General features: G+C 62.7%; 15 protein-coding genes and 4 pseudogenes. 17 read left to right on the top strand and 2 right to left on the bottom strand.

Annotation, left to right across the window (positions count from 1 at the left end):
• Together FEZ61_RS22685 and FEZ61_RS22680 are read right to left on the bottom strand one after the other, a co-directional pair.
• Positions 1 to 942 (bottom strand): annotated as a pseudogene (locus FEZ61_RS22685) (IS3 family transposase); the annotation flags it as partial.
• An 877-nt stretch (positions 943 to 1,819) separates the two neighbouring features.
• Entirely contained in the window at positions 1,820 to 2,197 is a 378-nt protein-coding gene (locus tag FEZ61_RS22680) for a histone-like nucleoid-structuring protein, MvaT/MvaU family (RefSeq protein ID WP_007163113.1), read from the bottom strand.
• A gap of 2,101 nt (positions 2,198 to 4,298) precedes the next feature.
• Here FEZ61_RS22680 and FEZ61_RS22675 point away from each other — a divergent pair.
• From FEZ61_RS22675 to FEZ61_RS22595, 17 genes and pseudogenes are all read left to right on the top strand, one after another.
• Positions 4,299 to 5,452 (top strand): IS3 family transposase gene (locus FEZ61_RS22675; protein ID WP_145156276.1). Its coding sequence is split into 2 segments (ribosomal slippage): positions 4,299 to 4,545 and positions 4,545 to 5,452, totalling 1,155 coding nucleotides; the frame shifts between segments, so codons are not numbered across the junction.
• Position 5,453: 1 nt separating this feature from the next.
• Positions 5,454 to 5,987: pseudogene (locus FEZ61_RS22670) on the top strand (amidase family protein); the annotation flags it as partial.
• Between the two features lie 234 nt (positions 5,988 to 6,221).
• A pseudogene (locus tag FEZ61_RS22665) lies at positions 6,222 to 6,926 on the top strand (DeoR/GlpR family DNA-binding transcription regulator); the annotation flags it as partial.
• Positions 6,917 to 7,666 (top strand): annotated as a pseudogene (locus FEZ61_RS22660) (choline kinase family protein); the annotation flags it as partial. The pseudogenes FEZ61_RS22665 and FEZ61_RS22660, both read left to right, overlap by 10 nt.
• Before the next feature lie 226 nt (positions 7,667 to 7,892).
• On the top strand, positions 7,893 to 8,138 hold the full coding sequence (locus FEZ61_RS22655; protein WP_017638722.1) for a hypothetical protein: 246 nt from the start codon (positions 7,893 to 7,895) through the stop codon (positions 8,136 to 8,138).
• The gene (locus FEZ61_RS22650) at positions 8,135 to 9,673 is read left to right on the top strand and encodes a sodium:solute symporter (RefSeq protein WP_017638721.1); all 1,539 of its coding nucleotides are present in this window, start codon (positions 8,135 to 8,137) and stop codon (positions 9,671 to 9,673) included. The genes FEZ61_RS22655 and FEZ61_RS22650 overlap by 4 nt, the downstream gene beginning before the upstream one ends.
• A gap of 66 nt (positions 9,674 to 9,739) precedes the next feature.
• Complete coding sequence (locus FEZ61_RS22645; protein WP_017638720.1) at positions 9,740 to 10,399, top strand: HAD family hydrolase; 660 nt, start codon at positions 9,740 to 9,742, stop codon at positions 10,397 to 10,399.
• 212 nt (positions 10,400 to 10,611) lie between these two features.
• Positions 10,612 to 12,399 carry an allophanate hydrolase gene (atzF, locus tag FEZ61_RS22640; protein ID WP_007162797.1) on the top strand — a complete coding sequence of 596 codons (1,788 nt, stop codon included), beginning with the start codon at positions 10,612 to 10,614 and terminating at the stop codon, positions 12,397 to 12,399.
• 26 nt (positions 12,400 to 12,425) lie between these two features.
• The gene (locus tag FEZ61_RS22635; RefSeq protein WP_007162798.1) at positions 12,426 to 13,535 is read left to right on the top strand and encodes a BMP family ABC transporter substrate-binding protein; all 1,110 of its coding nucleotides are present in this window, start codon (positions 12,426 to 12,428) and stop codon (positions 13,533 to 13,535) included.
• A gap of 7 nt (positions 13,536 to 13,542) precedes the next feature.
• The gene (locus tag FEZ61_RS22630; protein WP_007162799.1) at positions 13,543 to 14,655 is read left to right on the top strand and encodes an ABC transporter permease; all 1,113 of its coding nucleotides are present in this window, start codon (positions 13,543 to 13,545) and stop codon (positions 14,653 to 14,655) included.
• The gene (locus FEZ61_RS22625; protein ID WP_007162800.1) at positions 14,648 to 15,568 is read left to right on the top strand and encodes an ABC transporter permease; all 921 of its coding nucleotides are present in this window, start codon (positions 14,648 to 14,650) and stop codon (positions 15,566 to 15,568) included. The genes FEZ61_RS22630 and FEZ61_RS22625 overlap by 8 nt, the downstream gene beginning before the upstream one ends.
• Before the next feature lie 12 nt (positions 15,569 to 15,580).
• On the top strand, positions 15,581 to 16,588 hold the full coding sequence (locus FEZ61_RS22620) for a formamidase (RefSeq protein WP_007162801.1): 1,008 nt from the start codon (positions 15,581 to 15,583) through the stop codon (positions 16,586 to 16,588).
• Positions 16,589 to 16,591: 3 nt separating this feature from the next.
• The gene (locus tag FEZ61_RS22615) at positions 16,592 to 17,281 is read left to right on the top strand and encodes an isochorismatase family cysteine hydrolase (RefSeq protein WP_007162802.1); all 690 of its coding nucleotides are present in this window, start codon (positions 16,592 to 16,594) and stop codon (positions 17,279 to 17,281) included.
• Between the two features lie 3 nt (positions 17,282 to 17,284).
• Complete coding sequence (locus FEZ61_RS22610; protein ID WP_007162803.1) at positions 17,285 to 18,817, top strand: ATP-binding cassette domain-containing protein; 1,533 nt, start codon at positions 17,285 to 17,287, stop codon at positions 18,815 to 18,817.
• A complete protein-coding gene (locus tag FEZ61_RS22605) occupies positions 18,814 to 19,488 on the top strand; it encodes an isochorismatase family cysteine hydrolase (RefSeq protein ID WP_007162804.1) in 675 nt (224 codons plus the stop codon). Before FEZ61_RS22610 ends, FEZ61_RS22605 begins: the two co-directional genes overlap by 4 nt.
• Positions 19,485 to 19,898, top strand: a complete 414-nt coding sequence (hpxZ, locus tag FEZ61_RS22600) for an oxalurate catabolism protein HpxZ (RefSeq protein WP_007162805.1) — start codon at positions 19,485 to 19,487, stop codon at positions 19,896 to 19,898. Before FEZ61_RS22605 ends, hpxZ begins: the two co-directional genes overlap by 4 nt.
• The gene (locus FEZ61_RS22595) at positions 19,895 to 20,599 is read left to right on the top strand and encodes a GntR family transcriptional regulator (RefSeq protein ID WP_007162806.1); all 705 of its coding nucleotides are present in this window, start codon (positions 19,895 to 19,897) and stop codon (positions 20,597 to 20,599) included. The genes hpxZ and FEZ61_RS22595 overlap by 4 nt, the downstream gene beginning before the upstream one ends.
• Positions 20,600 to 20,904 lie beyond the last annotated feature (305 nt).

The following is a 20,904-nucleotide window of genomic DNA, read 5'->3' as shown; positions in this document are numbered from 1 at the left end:
GACAGTTACCGCGTCGACTCATGCTGCTGATCAGATTGTTGGCCTTGAGGAAACTCTGCCAGTCCGAGCTGCTGAACTGGCTGCCCTGGTCGGAATGGATCATCACTTCCTGCTTGGGCTTGCGCCGCCACACTGCCATCAGCAACGCATCGATGGCCAGATCGCTGCACATCCGAGGCTTCATCGACCAGCCGATCACTTGGCGAGAAAACAGATCCAGCACCACCGCCAAGTACAACCAGCCCTCATACGTGCGGATGTAAGTGATGTCGGTGACCCAGACCTTGTTCGGTTCACTGATATTGAACTGCCGCTCCAGACGGTTGGGCGAGGCCACTGGCGGCTTGCCACCGTAGTACCCGGGGCGCCGGCGATAACCGGTCTGAGAGCGCAGCCCCTCTCTCCTCATCAGGCGAGCCACACGATGCCGGCCACAGGACTCGCCCAGCTCACGCAGGTCGTCGTGGATCTTGCGGTAGCCGTAGACCCCGCCGCTTTCCAACCAGGCATGCTTGATCAATCCGAGCAGACGCTGATCTTCCTTGGCACGCGCGGATTTCGGCTCGGCCAGCCAGGCGTAGTAACCGCTGGGATGCACCTGGAGGGTCTGGCAGAGACGCCGTACCGGGTACTCCACCGACAGTTTGCTGATAACGGCGTACTTCAGCCGGACTCCTTGGCAAAGTACGCAGCGGCCTTTTTTAGGATGTCTCGCTCTTCGGTCACCCGCTTGAGTTCCGCGCGCAAGCGACGCAGCTCAGCCTGCTGATCATCTACCTGCTGCCGCTGTATTTGGGGTTTGCTGTAGCGCTTTACCCAGGCGTACAGGCTGTGTGTGGACACGCCTAAACGCTCTGCTACATCAGCAACGCGCAAGCCGCGTTCAGTGATGTGCTTGACCGCTTCAATCTTGAATTCTTCGGGGTAACGCTGGTTGCTCATGGCACCTCCTGCTGGGTCTCATTATGAGGCTTGGAGGTGTCTACGAAACTAGGGGCGATTCACCCATTTGTCGTAGGCTAATTCTGGCGCGGTCAGGGTGTAATCCGTTGGCAGCGCCCTCAGCGGCACTCGATGCATCCCACGCTTCGCCTTTTTCGGTCAGCTGCCACATGCTTCGTTCATGAGGCACGCGCATCCAAGGTGCCGCATGCCTCAAGTGTGTGCAGATGCCAGCGGATCTCGCGCGTGATGGGACTGCAAGGCTGGCCGGCCGCGCCGATTGGCTACTTGTCGTGAACCTCACGGTCCTGGAGCCATGCGGCGGCGAGCCGATAGAGCTCCGCGTTGGCCAGCGGCTGGCCCGGGGGGCCGGAAGGCCACTTCGACGAGTGGGAAGTTGTCAAGCTTTGGAGAGTGGATCACGGTGAGGACTACTCGAGGTCGGGTTGGTAGGCGAACGCCGCGAGCCACGCCCGGACGCGTGTGCCCTCATCGATCAGCGGACGATAGTGCGGTGCGGTGTAGTCGCGCGAGCGACCGTTGCATAGCGAGAGATTCTTTTCGCTATGCGACAGTACCTCTACCGAGATAGAACACCTAGCACCTATGGCAGTGGCCTCTTTCTGGAAGTATGAAATCGGGGGCGCGTGGGCATTTGATGCGTGCGCGAAATTCGGCCATGGATCATCTGAGTGATCGGCAACCGAGCTGGATGAAAGATTCTTACAGCAGATCTGATGGCCCACGAGAACCAAGATAGGGGAGGGTGCTGAGAAGCAGCTGGTGAAGCATCCTAGTCTCAGACGTTGGATCAAGGGCGCTGAAAATGACAGCGCCGGCGGTGATACACAAGGTCCGCCGGCGTCGGTCGGCGTAGTTACTCGCCCTGTAGCCAGCTCTCAACGGTGTCCGCACCGTGCTCGGATTTCCAAGCCTTCAGTCGCTTGTGGTTGCCGCCCTTAGTCTCGATGACTTCACCGGTTTCAGGGTGTTTATAGCGCTTCAGCGTACGCACCCGGCGCTGTTGCGGAACAGCAGGGGCACTATTTTTGCGACCCGAATTGGCACTGCGATCAGGATCCAGGATTGCAATAACGTCCCGGAGCGATTTGCTGTGCTCGCCGAGCAGAGCGCGCAGTTTCTTCTCGAATTCGAGCTCTTTCTGCAGACGCTCATCGCTATTAAGCTGTTCCAGGCGCTGCTTGAGTTCTTCAATTGCAGCTTCGGTTTGACGGTATTCTTGGATCAGGGACATCGTGATCTTCTCGAGATTAAGCGGTGATTGCCGTTATAGCCTTTTCATTTGCAAATTACTAGGGCGAAACGTAAATAAATTATCGGAGCTTCACGGAAGCATCAACGATAATCGAATTTGGGTGCGTGAATCCCATTACGCCTCTGCTTGAGCGCGGTACCTCGCGTTTTCGAAAGCAAACACTCTGGCCCACATGATCCGCTCTTTGATTTCCCGATGGAAGGCGCCTTTTGCGTCACTGGGTAAATAAAAAGCTGGAATCCGATTTAATCATCGGATCTTAACTCAATACCAGGTTGGCTTTGAAAAATTAATCAATACTTTGATTTTGTTGCTTCTCTGAAGCCAGTTTAGGTCGTCTCAATTCCGCAATAGTCGTTGCGGGAAATCTTGAGCTTGATAATACTTGTCTGCCCTATGCAAAGACGTAGATCACTAGTCGACAGATCGCAAGTATGATCATAGGCTTGTTAAAATTGCTGATGTTTAGCCCCTTAGTCAGGTATTTGCTAAGCTTGTTACGCGAGCTGGTAGTAAGTGACGGCCTTTTGTGTCCTTGCAGTGGACTGAATAATCTCGCTTTTTTAAATTAAGACTGCAGGCGAGCCAAGATTAGCAGCGGTGTCAAGAAGAAATTCCCCTCACTTACAAGCTTACTGCCTATCGCTACTATCTTCCTGCTATAGTCTTTATGGGTCTGGTGACTCAACTCATCACCAATACATTACTTGGCTGCAAGCTTCACGCTCCGAGACTCAGCGGCTCTTTACCGATTACTGCGATCGGTTGAGATCTCTTTTCTTATTTATGCGTGCTAGTACAGGGCAAACCCAAGTTGCCGTGGTGTGCGGTGACTTGTCGCCGCGCAGCGCGGGAGCCACCAAGCCGCTATGCGGCGCGGTAGCAATAGGTTTCTAGCTCGCCAGTCCTGGGCGGCTGCGGATACGCCGCCATGTATCGAGCTGTTTCCCCGGATCAACTGTTCCCAGGTCCGGTCTCCGGCGAGCGGACATGCCGCCAACTGGGTAACTGCTGGCGGCAGCTGCAGCTGGGACAACCGTTCTCAACGACTGGTGGTCGCATCAAACGCCTGCGAGCACATAGCTCCAGTAACGGCCAATCACGGCCCATTCCCCGTGTCTGCTGTACCCAGCACGGGCATGCCGCCACAGGGGAGCGCTCTGTCCTGTCCTCATCATTGTTTAACCTGATCGCAGGGTGTCGATCCTGGTGACATGGCCCGTTACTCCCCGCTTTCCGTCCGTTTACTGCCGGTTTTCGGATGTTTACCTTCACAGTCTGCGTTTATCGGGTACATGAAAAGGTTACCTGTTTTCACGTGTACCGGTTACTTACTTTCACAGTCAATCGCTTACCCGGTACATCTTGTACGTTACTTGTCGCACACGCTGAGTCATCGAGCCCGCGCCCATCTGTGAGCGGGGAGTAACGGGGCTGAGCCCCTCACTTATACTCATTTAGCCGGCAAATAGCCTAAACTCCCGGCAATTCCTCCGTGCGATCATTTCTTATTTCCGCGAGGACATTGTTCAGAAATGTGCTGCCATCAATACGGCACAGCATATTTGAAGACCTAATGGCGGCAATGTGGCTCCAACGTGGCTCCAAGATGGCGCTATTGTGGCTCCAAAGTGGCTTTAAAGTGTCGCCATTGTGGCGACACAACGAACGGAACCGTCGAGAAACGGTTAGATCCTGTCAATGCTTTGGAACAACAATGGCATCTAGTAGGGCACGTTTCTCGCGTCGCTGGGTCGATACCGCCCGCGTGGATACACCGGCCGGACGGCTAAAAGAGCGAGCCAGAATATCTGTGCGGCGATGCGGCGATGCGGCGATGCGGCGTATCGAGCTGCGCTTTGTTCGCTCCGATCGGAAGAGAATCAGCAACGTCGCGGCGGCGCCCCGTGGGCAGCCTCGCCGGACGTTGACTAAGTGATCGTTTGGTAGGCCGAGTACTAAGCTCAGCGCGCGGCGTTTGGTATCAGGTAGCTACTGATAGCGCGGTACCTTGGACCGGGTTCTACCCCGTTAGCACGGACACTTTCGAGTAAGCTCATACCGAGCTGAAGGAGTGTTCATGAAGCGCAAGAAATACAGTCCTGAATTCAAGCGGGAAGCCATCGAGTTGGTTCGTCGTTCAGGGGCGAGCTGTCGACAAGTGGCCCTGGAGATTGGTGTAGCTCCGAACCTGCTCACACGCTGGGTTCGAGAAGCACAACCAGGCACAGAAAAGGCCTTTCCCGGAACCGGTAGTCCGCGAGATGAGGAGCTGGCCCGCCTCAAGCGTGAGTTGGCCCGGGTGACCAAGGAACGTGATTTTTTAAGAGACGCGGCAGCGTACTTTGCCAGGGAATCATCGAGCGGTACACGGTGATCCAGCGCTGCCGCAACGAGTACCCGGTACGTCTGATGTGCCGTTGCCTGAAGGTTTCTGCCAGTGGCTATTACGCCTGGCAGAATCGTGATCCAAGCCCGCGAACTCAAGAGAATGCACGCCTGGTAAGGCGCATTCGGGAGATTCACGAGGACAGCCGTGGTGTGATCGGAGCGCCCCGGATGCACGAGGATCTGCTCGACGAGGGCGAAACCGTCAGCCTGAACCGTGTTGCTCGCCTGATGGCGGCTGAGCGAATTCAAGGTTGGCCACGCCGCAAGAGGCGTGGCTTTGGCAGACTCGCCAGCGGGCGTCCAGCAGGCGTGAAAAACCTGCTGGAGCGCGATTTCACTGCGCAGGAACCGGAGCGCAAGTGGGTCACGGACATCACGGAAATAGCCACACTGGAAGGCAAGCTCTTCCTATGCGTGGTGCTCGACTTGTACAGCAAGCTGGTGATCGGTTGGTCGATGCATCACCGTCAGGATCGGCAGATGGTGATTCGAGCGGTGGAGATGGCGATCTGGCAGCGCCAGGGTGACTGGTCAGTGATCCTGCATTCGGATCGCGGCAGCCAATTCACCAGTGCTGACTACCAGCGCTTTCTGAATCGCAACACGCTGGTCTGCAGCATGAGTGCAGTCGGGCATTGCGGCGACAACGCTGCCTGTGAAGGCTTCTTCGGTCAGCTCAAACGGGAGCGCGTTGCCCATCAGTCGTATCGAACTCGTGATGAAGCACGGGCGGATTTATTCGACTACATCGAGCGGTTTCATAACCCACGAATGCGTCGTAGAGTCGCCCGGCAAGATCTGAAGTTTTCAGCCCTTTTCAAACCGTCCGTGGAAACGAGGTAGAACCCGTCTGACCCTGGACTGGCGCGATCCGCTGACGACCTTCGAGACGCTCTGGGTAGCAGGGCGCGGCATCGCCTATGGCAAGACCTTGGGCGGCCGACTGGGCGAGCTCGATCCCGGCTTCGCCACCTTGATCGAGAAGGCGCGTCAGTACGATCTCGCCGACTATCTTGCGGCTTCCCAGCAGCGCGCGATGTTTGCCAACCAGGTCCACGCGTTGTTCGAGTCCTACGATCTATTGCTGCTGCCGACCTTGCCGATTTTGCCTTTTCCCGCCCACCTGACCGGGCCGGAGGAGGGCTACGAGGCAGCCGGCAGCGGCACCCCTTGGGCGCGCTGGACCCCCTTTACCTATCCCTTCAACCTGTCGGGAAATCCTGCGGCGAGCCTGCCCTGTGCCTGGAGTGCCGACGAGTTGCCCATTGGCCTGCAGGTGGTGGGGCCCCGGCATGCGGATGCCGCGGTCCTGCAGTTCTGCGCCGCCGTCGAGGCCCTGCTGCCTTGGGCTCATAGAGTACCACCCCTGCTGCGTTGACCTGATCCACACGGCGCTCGCCCGCTAAAGAGGCTGGCCCGTTGCACCACCTTTCCAACCTGCCTTTCACCGCTCCATCCGTGAAAGGAACGTTCCATGGCTTCATCCGTCCCGCTATCGCCTCGCCTGTTCTCGCCGCCCAAGGTCGCGGCGAGGCTGCACGCACGCCGCGCGAAATCAGCCGGAGCAGCCCGTTACACTGAGCGCTTCTCTCTGTTGCGGACGACTCCTGCCATGCTGAACCAGCCTCGCCTTGACGAAATCTTGCGTCTCATCAACCTGCAGCAGCGCGTCAAGGCCGCAGACCTGGCGCAAGCCATGCAGGTATCGGAAGAGACGATCCGGCGTGATCTCAAGCACCTTGAGGAGGCCGGCAAGCTGCGTCGGATCCATGGCGGTGCGGTGCTGCCCAAGCCCAACGAAGAGCAACCCCTGCAGGTGCGTAGCCGCATCCAGACGCGCGCCAAGACCCGTCTGGCGGCCTGTGCGGCGGAACTGGTCCAGGACGGCATGGCGCTGTTCCTGGACACCGGTACGACGACCCTGGCGCTCGCGCAGCAGCTCACCCGGTTCAAAGCCCTGCGGGTGGTGACCAACTCCCTGGATATTGGCCTGCTGCTCACACAGCACAGCGCCAATCAGGTGCTGATGACCCCTGGGGATATCCGCCGCAACGATAACGCCCTGATCGGCCCGCATACCCTGGCGTTCGCCGCGGGCTTTCACTACGACATCGCCTTCATGGGGATCGGCGCGGTGGATGCCGAGCTGGGGCTCATGGACTACGAGGAACCCGAGGCGCATCTGCGTCGCACGCTGACGGTGAACTGTCGCCGCAGCGTCATCCTGGCGGACGACGCCAAGTTCGGTCACCGCACCTTCATCAACACCCTGCCGCTCTCGGCGGTGGATACGCTGGTCAGCAACAGGGCACGGAGCTCTTCATCGACCGGCGTACCGCCCACGATGCCAGCCTCAAGGCCGCGGCCACCGGTTATGGCGCCCCGGTGGTGGCCTTTCTCGAGGCACACGGCGTGGAGGTCTTCGAGTTCATGGAGGGCTGGCGCGCCTCGTCCAATCGTGACTTCCTCGATCGCGACGTCCGCCACCGGGCGCTGCGTGCACTCAAGGCCTTCAACGACCAGCCGTTGCTGATCCAGACCAAGACGGCCTTCGACATGATCGACGAGCACCAGCGCCAGGTGCATGAGCTGGGCGGGCAATGGCCCGATGACCATGCCTGGCTCGACCGCCAGTATCGCCGTGCCCGGCAGGCACTGGAGGCGTCCGGGGTCGATCTGGCGCCCTGCATGAACGACACCCTGGCCGGTAATTTCATGCTCAACGCCGCGGCCGAGGTGCGGCTGGTGGACTTCGAATATGCCTCCAACAATGATCGCCACTATGAACTGGCGCTCTGGTTCGGCGAGATGTTCTTCGCCCCGGACATGGAATTGGCCTTGCTCGAAGACTATTTCGGCGCCGTGACCCCTCAGACGCTGGCGCGGGTGTACGTCAACAAGGCGCTGGCCGACCTCAAGTGGTCCACCTGGGCCATGGTGCAACACGCCGTCTCGCAGATCGACTTCGACTTCTACAAATACGGCGCGCTCAAGCACAGCCGCGCCCGCAGCGTCATCCACGATTCCCGCTGGGAGACCTGGCTCAGGCAGGTCTGACGGATCCCCGAGCCACTTCGCAGAAGGTGGCCGACAACGATAGGAAACACCGGCGTCCCCCTGCAGATGACCTGTTCATCGCGCAGGCGCGCCCCTCGACTGCCTCGCGAAGCCTCTTTCGATCAACCGTCGGCCTGCCACAGGAACCAGCCCTCGTGAACAGTCTCATTTCCCCTCGTGTACCTTCCGCAGCGCTGCTCTGCGGCGTCCGGAAGGGGGTGTCGTCATGACGTCCTCCCGTCCTTTCTCGCTCAAGACCTGCGGTTTCGGTCTGTACTTCTGCGCCCTGCTGCTGATGGCGGTCTTCCCGCCGTTCTATCTCAGCGTGAGCGGCAGCACTCAAGTGGTACTGGGCATTCCCTTGCCGATCTTCTACTGGATCCTCATCGCCGTACTGCTCGGCGTCGGCGTAGCGGCGCTCTATCTCGTCGAATCCGCCAATGGCGACATCCCCAAGGAGACCCAGCCATGATCCCTGCCGGTAGCTCCTTCGATATGCTCATCAGCTTCGGCGTCATCGGCCTGTTCCTGGCCGGGATGATCGCCGTGCTCTATCTCACCAACAAGCAGAGCCATGACTTCGCCGACTACGCGGTCGGCGGTCGTTCCTACGGGCCCTGGTACATCGCCATGTGCTACACCAACTCCTGGTGGCCGGGCGCTACCTTCACGGCGTTCTTCTCGTTGTCGGTGGGCGGGGCCCTCGGCTTCTACGGCATGGTCTATTCGACCCTCGGCGTGACCGCCATGTACCTCATGGCCAATCGCGCCTGGACCTGGGGCCAGAGATTCAACCTCACCACCCAGCCTGACCTGCTGGGCATGAGATTCGACAGCCCGGCGGTCAAGCGACTGGCCTCCATCATCGGCATCATCTCGGTATTCCCCTGGGTGGTCATGGGCATCCAGGCACTGGCCATGCTGTTCCAGTTCGCCAGCTTCGGCAGCTGGGGCATCACCGCCTGCCTGACCGCGGGCGTGCTGGTGGTGCTGATCCGCCAATACTGGACGGTGAGCATGGGCATGCGTGGCCTGATCATGACCGACATGTACCAGGGCCTGATCGCCTACGTCCTGGCCGCGGCGCTCTGCGTCTTCCTGCTGGGGGGCAGTGAAAACGCCTCCTTCGCCAACCTGGCCGAACTGCCGGCCAAGATGCTGCTGATTCCCGGAGACACCGGCACCGGCTATGGCGCCTGGTACATGTTCAGCCTGATCTTCACCGGGGTGATCGGCTCCATGTGCTGGCCCATGAGCTTCCAGCGCATCTACACCGCCAGCGGCGTCCGCTCGGTAAAGAAGGGCACGGTCTATACCATCCTGCTGGTGGGCGGCTTCTACGGCATCCTCATGCTGTTCGCCGCCGCGGTCAGCCAGGACCCGAACGTGGCGGCCCATCCGCAGCAGGGCTGGTTCCTGTCCCTGTTCGATATCGGCGGGCCGTGGCTGTTGGCGCTGGCCATCGCCATCGTCCTGGCCGCGAGCATCGGTCACGTCGACGGCTGCGTGCAGGTCTGCGGTGTGCAGTTCGCTAATGATCTCGCGACCTGGACCACGCCCCGGACCGACCGCCAGCTCACCGCGCTGGCCAAGGGCGGAATGATCGTCTTCATCGCCGCCGCCGCCGTGGTGGCCTACCTGACGTTCAACTACTCACGCCTGCAGCTGCTGGCCCAGATCTCCTACCAGGGGATCATCCAGCTGGCCGTGCCGCTGTTCTTCGGCATCTTCACCCGCTGGGGCAACAAGCAGGGCGCCATCCTGGGGATGCTCACCGGCATTCTCATCGCCATCGTCCTGACGGTGCTCTACCCGGACGACATCGCTGCCCTGGGTTCGCTCACCAGCGGGATCGTCGGCGTGATCTTCAATGCCCTGGTGTTTGTGGGTTGCGCTCTGGCCATCAAGCCCAGTGAGGCGGAAAGCCGGCGGGTCGCCGATCTGTTCGAGCTCGGCGTGGCCCCGCGTCCGGCCGCCAAAGGTGCGGTAGCGCCGGCAATGGGCTGAGCCGTCCCTCCCGGCCGCCAGCGCGCTGTTGGCGGCCGCGTCTCTTCAACACGCTGGAAAATTCCCATGGCTCTTGCTTTGTTCGACCTCGACGAAACCCTCATCCACGGCGATTGCGCCAGCCTCTGGAGTGCCTGGATGGCACGCATCGGCTGGGTAGACGCCGAGGACTTCCCGCGCCGCGACCAGGTGCTCATGGCCCTGTACGGCCAGGGGCAACTGGCCATGGAAGACTACATGGCGTTCAGCCTCGAACCGCTGGTTGGCCGGACGCCCAAGGAGGTGGCCGAGGTGGTGCACGGTTACCTCGATACGGTCATCGCACCGCGCTTCTATCCCGACGCCCGCAGCACCGTGGAGGCCCACCGCCAGGCGGGCGACCGTCTGCTGGTAATTTCGGCCTCGGCGGCCTTCCTGGTCCAACCCATCGCGGCCTGCCTCGGTATCGACGAGGTGCTGGCGATAGACGTGGAGGTCGTCGCAGGTCGGTATACGGGGCGCACCTCGGGCGTGCTCACCTACCGTGAGGGCAAGGTGATCCGTCTCGAGCAGTGGCTTCAGGAGCAGCACGAGTCCCTGGCGGGCGCCAGTTTCTACTCAGACTCCCGTAACGACCTGCCCCTGTTGAGCAAGGTCGAGCACCCGGTGGCGGTCAACCCCGACGAGGTACTGCTGGCTCAGGCCCAGGCCGCAGGATGGAAGGTGCTCGACTGGCGGCCGGCGTAACCGCCCAAGCGGCGCCAACCAAAGCGGTGCGTGCATCAGCCGACTGCACGCTACCGGTGCACGGGGCGCACATTGGGCCGTCACCTCCGTTCTTTTAGCTGGTGTCTGAAGGCTCAAGGACGGGGAATAGAAGCCGCCCTTGGACACCAAGCACAACTTGGCACAGAGCATGCAAATCTTGAATTCACACTTGTATACAGGAATGGATGCTCATGAATCCGTACCCCATCAGTACCCTGACCCAGCGCTATGCCGCAGGTGATCTGACGCCCAGCCAGACCGTACAGACCTTGCTCGAGATGCTGGAGCTCAGTGATCGACCGGAGGTATGGATTCACCGTCTGCCGCAGGCGGCCCTGCAGGCGCGGGCCCGGGAGTTGGAGCAGCAGGCCAACGAGCTCGGCGGCGCGCTGCAGGAGCGGTTTCCACTCTTTGGCATTCCCTTCGCGGTCAAGGACAACATCGATGTGGCAGGACTCCCCACCACGGTGGCCTGTCCGGAGTTCGCCTACGTGGCCCGGGAAAACGCCTACGTCGTCCAGCGTCTGCTGGATGCCGGCGCCATCCTGGTCGGCAAGACCAACCTCGATCAGTTCGCCACGGGCCTGGTGGGCGTCCGCTCGCCCTATGGCGCCGTGCGCAACGCGGTCGATGAGCGCTACGTGTCCGGTGGCTCCAGCTCCGGCTCGGCCGTCGCCGTCGCCCTGGGCTATGTCGCCTTCGCCCTGGGGACGGATACGGCCGGCTCCGGGCGGGTGCCCGCCGGATTCAATGGGATCGTCGGGCTCAAGCCGAGCCTGGGACTGCTGAGCAGCCGCGGCGTCGTGCCGGCCTGCCGGAGCGTCGATACCCTGTCCATCTTCGCCGCGGATGCCGCCAGTGCCTGGCAGGTCATGCAGGTGGCGGCCCACTACGATGCCGAGGACGCCTATGCGCGCCAACCCCTGACCCGGCCCGTGCAGCGCCGGCGGCGTAGGGTGGCGGTACCGGCGCAGCCGGAATTCTTCGGCGACGGCCAGGCCGCGCAAGCCTACGCGCAGAGCCTGGCGCGGTTGCGCCAGGATCCCAGCGTCACGATCGACGAAATACCCTATGCCGTCCTGGCCGAAGCAGCCGCACTGCTTTATCAGGGACCCTGGGTGGCCGAAAGACGGGCTGCCGTAGGGCAGTTCTATGCTGAACGACCGGCTGCCCTCCATCCCGTGGTCAAGGGCATCCTGGCTGGCGCGGATCGTTTTACCGCGGTCGATACCTTTGAGGCGCAATACCGGCTGCAAGCCCTGACCCGGGACGCCGAGCGACTGCTGGCGGGCTTCGACCTGCTGGTGGTGCCCACGGCGCCGTGCATGCCCACCATCGCCGAGGTCATGGCGGATCCCGTCCAGAGCAATGCGCGCCTGGGCTACTACACCAATTTCGTCAATTTGATGAACATGGCGGCCTTTGCTTTGCCAGGGGTACCCCGGGGCGATGGTCTGCCGGCAGGTATCACCCTGATCGGCCGGGCTGGTTCGGACCAGTACCTGGCCGAGACCGCCGCCCGCTGGCAATCGCTATTCGGAGGCGAAGACCAAGGCGACGCCATCGCCCTCGCGCCGCTGGACGCCGGTGAACCCCAGGTGGAAGTGGCCGTCGTGGGCGCGCATCTCTGGGGCCAGCCGCTGAACTGGCAACTGCTCGAAAGCGGTGCCCGGCGCCTGTCCAGCACCACCACCAGTGACCACTACCGACTCTATGCCCTGGCCAATACCCAGCCGGCCAAGCCTGGCCTGGTCAGGGTGGCGGAGGAGGGCGCGGCGATCGACCTCGAGGTCTGGACCATGCCACTGCGCCTCTTCGGCGCCTTCGTCGCCGCGATTCCCGCGCCGCTCGGCATCGGCTCGGTCGAGTTGGCCGATGGACGCTGGGTCAAGGGCTTCATCTGTGAGCCTGCCGGCCTCGATGGCGCCCAAGACATCACCCGCTTTGGAGGCTGGCGCGCCTATCGCGCTTCGCTCTGATCCCGACACCCACCGAGGACCTTGACATGAATCCTATCGACCGTCGCAATTTCATCAAGCTGGCAGGGCTGATCGGCGCCAGTGCCGCACTCCCGTTCAGCCTGGCCCGGGCTGCCGACAAGCCCCTCGTCGTCGGCTTCATCTATGTCGGCGCCCGCGATGATTTCGGCTACAACCAGGCCCATGCGCAGGCCGCTGCGATCATCAAGACCCTGCCCAACGTCAAGGTGATCGAAGAGGAGAATGTCCCGGAGACGGTGGCGGTGCAGAAATCCATGGAGGCGATGATCCGCCAGGATGGCGCCACCCTGATCTTCCCCACCTCCTTTGGCTACTTCGACCCCCATGTGCTCAAGATGGCGAAGAAGTATCCGGATGTCCGCTTCGCCCACTGCGGTGGCCTCTGGCAGGAGGGTAAGGATCCGCTCAATGCGGGCAGTTTCTTCGGCTACATCGATGAGGGTCAGTACCTCAACGGCGTGGTGGCGGGCCATATGAGCCAGTCGAAGAAGCTCGGCTTCATCGCGGCCAAGCCCGTGCCCCAGGTGCTGCGCAACCTCAATGCCTTCACCCTCGGTGCGCGCTCGGTCGATCCGAGCATCACCGTCACGGTGATCTTCACCGGTGACTGGTCGCTGCCGGTCAAGGAAGCCGAGGCGGCCAACAGCCTGATCGACCGCGGCTGCGACGTCCTGACCTGTCACGTGGATGGTCCCAAGGTGATCGTCGAAACCGCCGAAAAGCGGGGCGTCATGACCTGCGGCTACCACGCTAGCCAGGCGGCCCTGGCGCCTGAGGGCTATCTCACCGGTGCCGAGTGGAATTGGGAAACCCCTTATCGCGCCCATGTCGAGGCCGCCCAGGCCGGCAAGCCGATGATCAACTTCATGCGTGGCGGGCTCAAGGACGGCTTCGTGAAGACCTCGGCCTACGGCCCGAAGGTGAGCGACGCGGCCAAGCAGCAGGCCGACGCCATCAAGGCCCAGATGCTCGCGGGCAGCTTCGTCATCTTCAAGGGCCCGATCAAGGACAACAAGGGCACTGTCGTCATCGCGGAAGGTACCAGCCAGCCGCAGACCGACGTGGTGCTGGAGCGGATGAACTACCTGGTCGAAGGCGTCCAGGGCCAGATCTGAGGGTGGCATGAATAGCCTCGAACACAAGCTGCAACGGCTGGCGGCCAGGGCGCTGCCCGGACTGCCCACGCTGCTCGCCGTGCTGTCCTCGGGCGCACTGTTTCTGCTCTTCCTCGCCGTGCAGAACAAGCCGGCGCTGGCGGCGGGCGCCTTGGTCTTCGAAGGCGCCTTCAGCTCTTCCTTCGCCTGGGAAAATACCCTCCAGCGCGCCGCGCCCCTGATGCTGACCGCCCTGTGCGTCGCGCTGCCAGCCCGGGCCGGGCTGATCATCATCGGCGGGGAAGGGGCCCTGGTACTGGGCGGTCTGGCCGCCGCGGTGCTGCCCCTGTGGCTACCCGCGCTTCCCGGGCCTTTGATGCTGGTACTGATGGGCCTGGCGGCCATGCTGGTCGGCGGTCTGTGGATCGGGCTGGCGGGCTGGATGCGGCAGAGCCGCGGCCTCAACGAGACGATCGGCAGCCTGCTGCTCTCCTACATCGGCATCGCGCTGTTTCGGCAATTGGTCGAAGGCCCGCTGCGCGATCCGGCGAGTCTGAACAAGCCCTCGACCGTACCGCTCGAGGATACCTATCTCATCGGTACCGTGAGCGACGCCTTTGCCGTGCACTGGGGATTGGTGGCGGGCGTCATCGCCTGCCTGCTGGCCTATGTCCTGTTGCGCCATAGTGTCAGCGGCTTCGCCCTGGGCATCGTCGGCGGCAACGTGCGAACCGCGCGGATGCTGGGACTTTCCGTCAATCGCCTGGTACTGATGACCTGCCTGCTCGGCGGGGCGGCGGCGGGGCTCGCCGGGATGTTCGAGGTCGCGGCGGTGCAGGGCAGTGCGAACGCGGCGCTGATCGCCGGCTATAGCACCAGCGGCATTCTGGTGGCCTTCGCCGCCCGGCATAACCCCCTGGCCATCATCCTCTGCGCCACGCTGCTGGGCGGGGTAGAGGCCAGCGGCAGCCTGTTGCAGCGGCGCCTGGACCTGCCCGATGCGACGACGCTGATCCTCGAGGGCATCCTGTTCACCAATCTGCTGGCCTGGGAAGCCCTGAGCCCACGCCTCACGGCCTGGCGTCTGCGGCTGTTGGCGAAGGCGGCAACCCCGGTCGGAGGCGTTCCCGAACATGGCTAACCTCGATTGGCTGACCTTCTTCCTGGCGCTGCTGGCCGGCGCGGTGCGGGTGGGTACGCCCTTTCTGTTCGTCAGTCTGGGCGAGTGCCTCACCGAGAAAGGCGGACGCATCAACCTGGGCCTGGAAGGCATCCTAGTCGCGGGGGCCATGACCGGCTATGCCGCGTCCTACCTGTCCGGCTCACCCTGGCTGGGCGTGCTCGCGGCAGGCTGTACCGGCCTGCTGTTGGGGTTGCTGCATGGCATCGTCTGCTCGCTACCCAAGGTCAACGACATCGCCTTCGGTATCGCCCTGATCCTGCTGGGAACGGGCCTGGCGTTCTTTCTCGGCAAGGCCTTCATCCAGCCGCAGGCACCCATGCTGCCGTCGTTTTCGCTGGGGCACTGGTCCGCGGATGAGCGGGTGCGCTCGGCACTGAACATCAATGTGCTGTTCTTCCTGGGTGTAGCCCTGGCCATCCTGCTGCACTGGGGGCTGCGCAGCACCCGCTGGGGCCTGATGCTGCGCCTGGTCGGTGATCATGCCGAATCGGCCCAGGCCCTGGGCTATCACCCGATCAGGGTACGCATCTGGGCGACGTCGGTCGGCGGCTTTCTCGCCGGCGTCGGCGGCGCCTATCTCTCGCTGTATTACCCCGGCAGCTGGAACGAGGGGCTTTCCAGTGGCCAGGGGTTGATGGCCGTGGCCCTGGTGATCTTCGCGCGCTGGCAACCGCTGAATTGCCTGTGGGCCTCCTTGTTGTTCGGCGCGGCCGGCGCCATTGGCCCCGCCCTGCAGGCAGTGGGTATCAGTACGGGTTACTACCTGTTCGCCGCCGCGCCCTATGCCCTGACGCTGCTGGTGATGTTCGTCACCTGCCGGCCAAATCGAACCCTGACTGGCGCTCCCGGCGAGCTCAGTCTCACCCGCTAGAGGTAAAAGCTCATGTCCAGTGGTCTTGGTGGTTTGAACAAGTCGCCCAATGGCGTCGTGATCGGTCTGGCGCAGCTGTCGCTGCCGGATCCCCATACCCGGGAGGCCCTGTGGGCGCAGACCCAGAGGGTGGTGGAAATGGTCGGCAAGGCCCGGCGGGGCATGCCGAGCCTGGATCTGATCGTCTTCCCGGAATACTCGCTGCACGGGCTGTCCATGGATACCTCACCGGAGATCCTCTGCTCCCTGGAAGGGCCGGAAGTGGCGGCGCTACGCCAGGCCTGCGTCGATAACCGCATCTGGGGTTGCTTCTCCATCATGGAGGCCAATCCAGCGGGCAACCCTTTCAACAGTGGTCTCATCGTCGACGATACCGGCGAGATCCGCCTGTACTACCGCAAGATGCACCCTTGGGTGCCGGTCGAGCCCTGGGAGCCGGGCGACCAGGGCATTCCAGTCTGTGACGGTCCGCGTGGCAGCAAGCTGGCATTGATCATCTGTCACGATGGCATGTTCCCGGAAATGGCGCGCGAGTGCGCCTACAAGGGTGCCGAGATCATGATTCGTACCGCGGGCTATACCGCCCCGATCCGTCATGCCTGGCAGATCACCAACCAGGCCAATGCCTTCTGCAATCTGATGCAGACCGCGAGCGTCTGCATGTGTGGGTCCGATGGCACCTTCGACTCGATGGGCGAAGCCATGTTCGTCGATTTCGACGGTAGCGTGATGAACCAGGGCGGCGGTCGTGCCGACGAGATCGTCTGCTGTGAAATGCGTCCGGACCTGGTGCGTGAAGCGCGAGTGCACTGGGGCGTGGAGAACAACATCTACCAATTCGGCCACCGTGGCTATTCCGCCGTCAAGGGCGGCGCCCAGGATTGCCCCTACACCTACATGCATGACCTGGCGGCGGGTCGCTATCGGCTGCCGTGGGAGGACCAGGTGGTCCACACCGATGGCACCTCCTGCGGAATGCCCGCACCGGAGCGCCCGTTCACGCCCTCAGCTCAGGAGTGACCCATGAGTCCACGTCTGCTCGCCTCAGCGCCTTACCCCTGGCCCTATGACGGTCGGCTCGATCCGGCCAACACCGCCCTGGTGATCATCGACATGCAGACCGACTTCTGTGGCGTCGGCGGCTATGTCGATGCCATGGGCTACGACCTGTCGCTGACCCGCGCGCCCATCGAGCCAATAAGGTCGGTGCTCGAGGTCATGCGGGCCCAGGGATTTCCCATCATCCATACCCGGGAGGGCCATCGTCCCGACCTGTCCGACTTGCCGGCCAACAAGCGCTGGCGCTCGCGGAACATCGGCGCCGGCATTGGCGATGACGGTCCCTGCGGTCGCATCCTGATCCGGGGTGAGCCGGGGTGGGAGATCATTCCGGAGCTGGCGCCGCTACCCGGCGAGATCGTCATCGACAAGCCCGGCAAGGGGTCGTTCTACGCCACGGATCTTGAACTCATCCTGCGCACCCGCGGCATCGCCAACCTGATCCTCACCGGGATCACCACGGATGTCTGTGTCCATACCACCATGCGCGAGGGCAACGACCGCGGCTTCGAATGCATCCTGCTCGAAGACTGCTGCGGCGCCACGGACCACGGCAACCACTTGGCCGCGCTCAACATGGTCAAGATGCAGGGTGGGGTCTTTGGTGCGGTGGGCGACTCGTCCATGCTGCTCGCCGTGCTGGCAGGGGACTGAGCCATGCGCGCCCTGGATCTGGAGATCATCGGTGCCGGCAAGACCTTCGGCAGCTTTCGCGCCCTGGCTGAGGTCTCCCTGAAGGTCAGGGCCGGGACCGTGCACGCTTTACTGGGCGAAAACGGGGCGGGCAAGAGCACCCTGGTTAAGGGCATCGTCGGCTATGGCCCGCTCGACGAAGGCGCGATCCTGGTGAACGATCGCGAGCGACAGATCCGCACGCCGAGGGACGCCCACGCCCTCGGAATCGGCATGGTCTATCAGCACTTCACCGTGGCACCGGGGCTCAGCGTCGCGGAAAACCTGGTGCTGTCGCGCGGCGACCTGGCCTGGCGTATCGACTGGTCGCAAGAGCGCGAGCGGCTGGCCGCTTTCATGGCGGGCATGCCGTTCCGCCTGGACCTGGAGCGTCCCGTGAGCAGCCTGGCGGCGGGTGAAAAACAGAAGCTCGAGATCCTCAAGCAGCTGTACCTGGAAAGGCACCTCATCATCCTTGATGAGCCGACCTCGGTCCTGACGCCCCAGGAGGCCGATGAAGTCTTGGGGTTGATGCAGCAGATGGCCCATCGAGGAGATATCTCGGTGCTGATGATCACCCATAAGTTTCGTGAAGTGACCGCCTTCGCCGATGACGTCACGGTCCTGCGCAAGGGCCGGCTGGTTGGTAGCACAGCCGTTGCAGACACTTCGCCCGAATTCCTGGCCAGCTGGATGATGGGCGAGGCGGGCGCCGCCGCGGCCAAGCTCGAGCGGTCCGGCGTGATCGAGGCGGCACCTCGCCTGGAGGTGGTTAAGCTGGATGTGCCAGGCGACAAGGGGACGCTGGCGGTCAGCGGGCTGTCGCTGGCCGTACGCCCCGGCGAGATCGTGGGTATCGCCGGGATTTCCGGTAACGGCCAGCGTGAGCTCACCGAGGCCCTGCTGGGGCAGCGCAAGGCCGGTGCCGGCGAGATCCGGGTGAACGGCCAGCGCTATCACGCCACCCGCCGCGAGATGCAGCACCTGCGCCTCTACAGCCTGCCGGAGGAGCCGCTGCGCAATGCCTGCATCGCCAGCCTGAGCGTGGCGGAGAACCTGGCCTTGCGCAATTTCGACCAGGCACCGCTGTGCCGCCAGGGCTGGCGCCTTGATCGCCGAGCCATCCGTACTCAGGCGCGCGACCTTATCGCGCGCTTCCAGGTGACGCCGGCCGATCCGGAGCGGCCCATCGGTACCCTGTCGGGGGGGAACGTCCAGCGTGCCGTCCTGGCGCGGGAGTTGACCGAGGGGGTCGCGGTACTGATCGTCTCCAATCCGGTGTTCGGACTGGACTTCGCGTCGGCGGCGCTCATTCACCAACGGATCGTCGCGGCCAGGAATTCCGGTGCGGCGGTGCTGCTGTTGAGCGAAGACCTGGATGAACTGCTGGAACTGGCCGACCGCATTCTGGTGATGCATGACGGCCATATCGGCTTCGAGACCGCCATCGCCCAGGCCGACCGGGCCGTGCTGGGTCACCATATGGCGGGCGGTGCGACGCAGGCGGAGGCCGTATGATCCAGGTGAGCGCCCGTCCCGACACCTTCGCCTTCGAGCCGGCCAGTACGGCGCTCGTGGTGATCGACATGCAGCGGGATTTCATCGAACCTGGCGGCTTCGGCGCGGCGCTGGGCAACGATGTGACGCCGCTGAAAGCCATCATCCCAGCCGTGCAGCGGCTGCTGGCGTTGGCCCGTCAGCACCGGGTGCTGGTGGTCCATACCCGCGAATCCCACCTTCCCGACCTGTCCGATTGCCCCCCTGCCAAACACGCCCACGGACTGCCCGGACTGCGGATCGGCGACCCCGGGCCGATGGGGCGCATCCTGGTTCGTGGCGAACCCGGCAACCAGCTCCTCGCCGAGGTCGCCCCGATAGAGGGCGAGTGGGTGATCGACAAACCGGGCAAGGGCATGTTCCATGCGACCGGTCTGCACGAGCGACTGCAAGCCGAGGGCGTCAGTCACCTGGTGTTCGCCGGCGTCACCACCGAGGTCTGCGTGCAGACCAGCATGCGGGAAGCCAATGATCGCGGCTATCGTTGTCTGCTGATCGAGGACGCCACGGAAAGCTATTTCCCGGCGTTCAAACGCGCGACACTGGACATGATCGTCGCCCAGGGCGGCATCGTCGGCCGGACGGCCTCTTTGGCGGCTCTGGAAGCCGCTCTGCACAAGGACCTGCCATGACTTCGGTTTCCGCAATCAATCTTCCCGAGGTAGTGGCCGCGGTAACGGCGGCCTTTCGCGATTACGAGCGGGCGCTGATCGCCAACGAGCTGGAAACGCTCGACGGGTACTTCTGGTCGTCGCCCCACACGGTGCGCTTCGGGGTGGCGGAAAATCTCTATGGCAGCGAGGCCATCGCCGCGTATCGACGGCTCTGCCAACCGGTCGGGGCGGGCAGACGTCTGCACCACACGGTGATCACCACCTTCGGCGAGGACTGCGCCACCGTCAGCACCGAATTCAGCGATGGCGTTACCGCACGGGTCGGACGCCAGATGCAGACCTGGCTGTGTCTGGAAGGGGAGTGGAAGGTCGTCGCCGCCCACGTCAGTATCGACCTGGACACCTTGGACACCCGGGATAACCCATGACCCAGTTCCAGACCAACGCCCTGGGCGAGCAGATCTACCTGAGAATCAAGCAGGAAATCTTCGATTTCTATCTGCTGCCTCATGACCGCTTCACAGAGACGCAGATCGCCGAGCGCTACCAGGTGTCCCGTACGCCGGTCCGCGACGCCCTCTATCGCTTACAGCGCGAAGGCTATCTGGAGGTGGAGTTCCGCCGCGGCTGGATGGTCAAGCCGCTCGACTTCGCCCGTATCGACGAGCTCTACGACCTGCGCATTGTGCTCGAGTCCGCCGCCGTGGATCGGCTGTGCGGGCTGGTCGACCTGCCGGAAATGCTGGAAGCCCTGTGCCAGGTCTGGATCGTGCCGCAGGAACAGCGCCACACCGACATGCAAACCGTTGCCGAACTGGACGAAGCCTTTCACAGCGGGCTGGTGGCCGCGACGGGGAACCGGGAGATGCTGCGGGTGCACCGCGAGGTGACGGAGCACATCCGCATCGTCCGGCGTCTGGACTTCTCCCAGCGCGCCCGCATCGAAGAGACCTACAACGAGCACGTGAGCATCCTCAAGGCACTGCGCCTGCGCAAGCGCGATGACACCCTGCTGATGCTGAGGGCCCATATCGAGCAGAGCAAGATCGAGGTCCGCAAGCTCAGCCTATCGATGCTGTCCGAGGCGCGTCGCCGGTTCGAGCGTCCACCGGTAGCGTCCGACGCGTGAGGGCCGCACGAGTTCCTAAAAGAGATCGGCCACCACTGCGACGTACTCCCTCATAAATAGGTGATAAGCATTCATGTAAGTGCATAAGCGAATAAGTGCTTAAGTAAGCACGTAGTGGCTAGAAGTTGTTACGCATTGCCCGGCTTGCTGAGGTTTCTTGCTCCAGTACCGCTGCCATCGATAGGTGGCTGGCCTAGTAGCGTTTAGGAGCGCCGCAAGAAATTTTAGCGCTTCCAACGAGTCATCACGAGAGCTCGGGCGTGCGCTCCAAAAATAGATAGTGGGTACTCGCCTGACGTTAGACA

Origin of the sequence: Pseudomonas sp. MS15a(2019), assembly GCF_013277805.1 — a bacterium.
GTDB classification, from domain to species: domain Bacteria; phylum Pseudomonadota; class Gammaproteobacteria; order Pseudomonadales; family Pseudomonadaceae; genus Chryseomonas; species Chryseomonas benzopyrenica.
The sequence above is the reverse complement of the archived record's forward strand: the minus strand, read 5'-3'. Positions and strand labels throughout refer to the sequence as shown.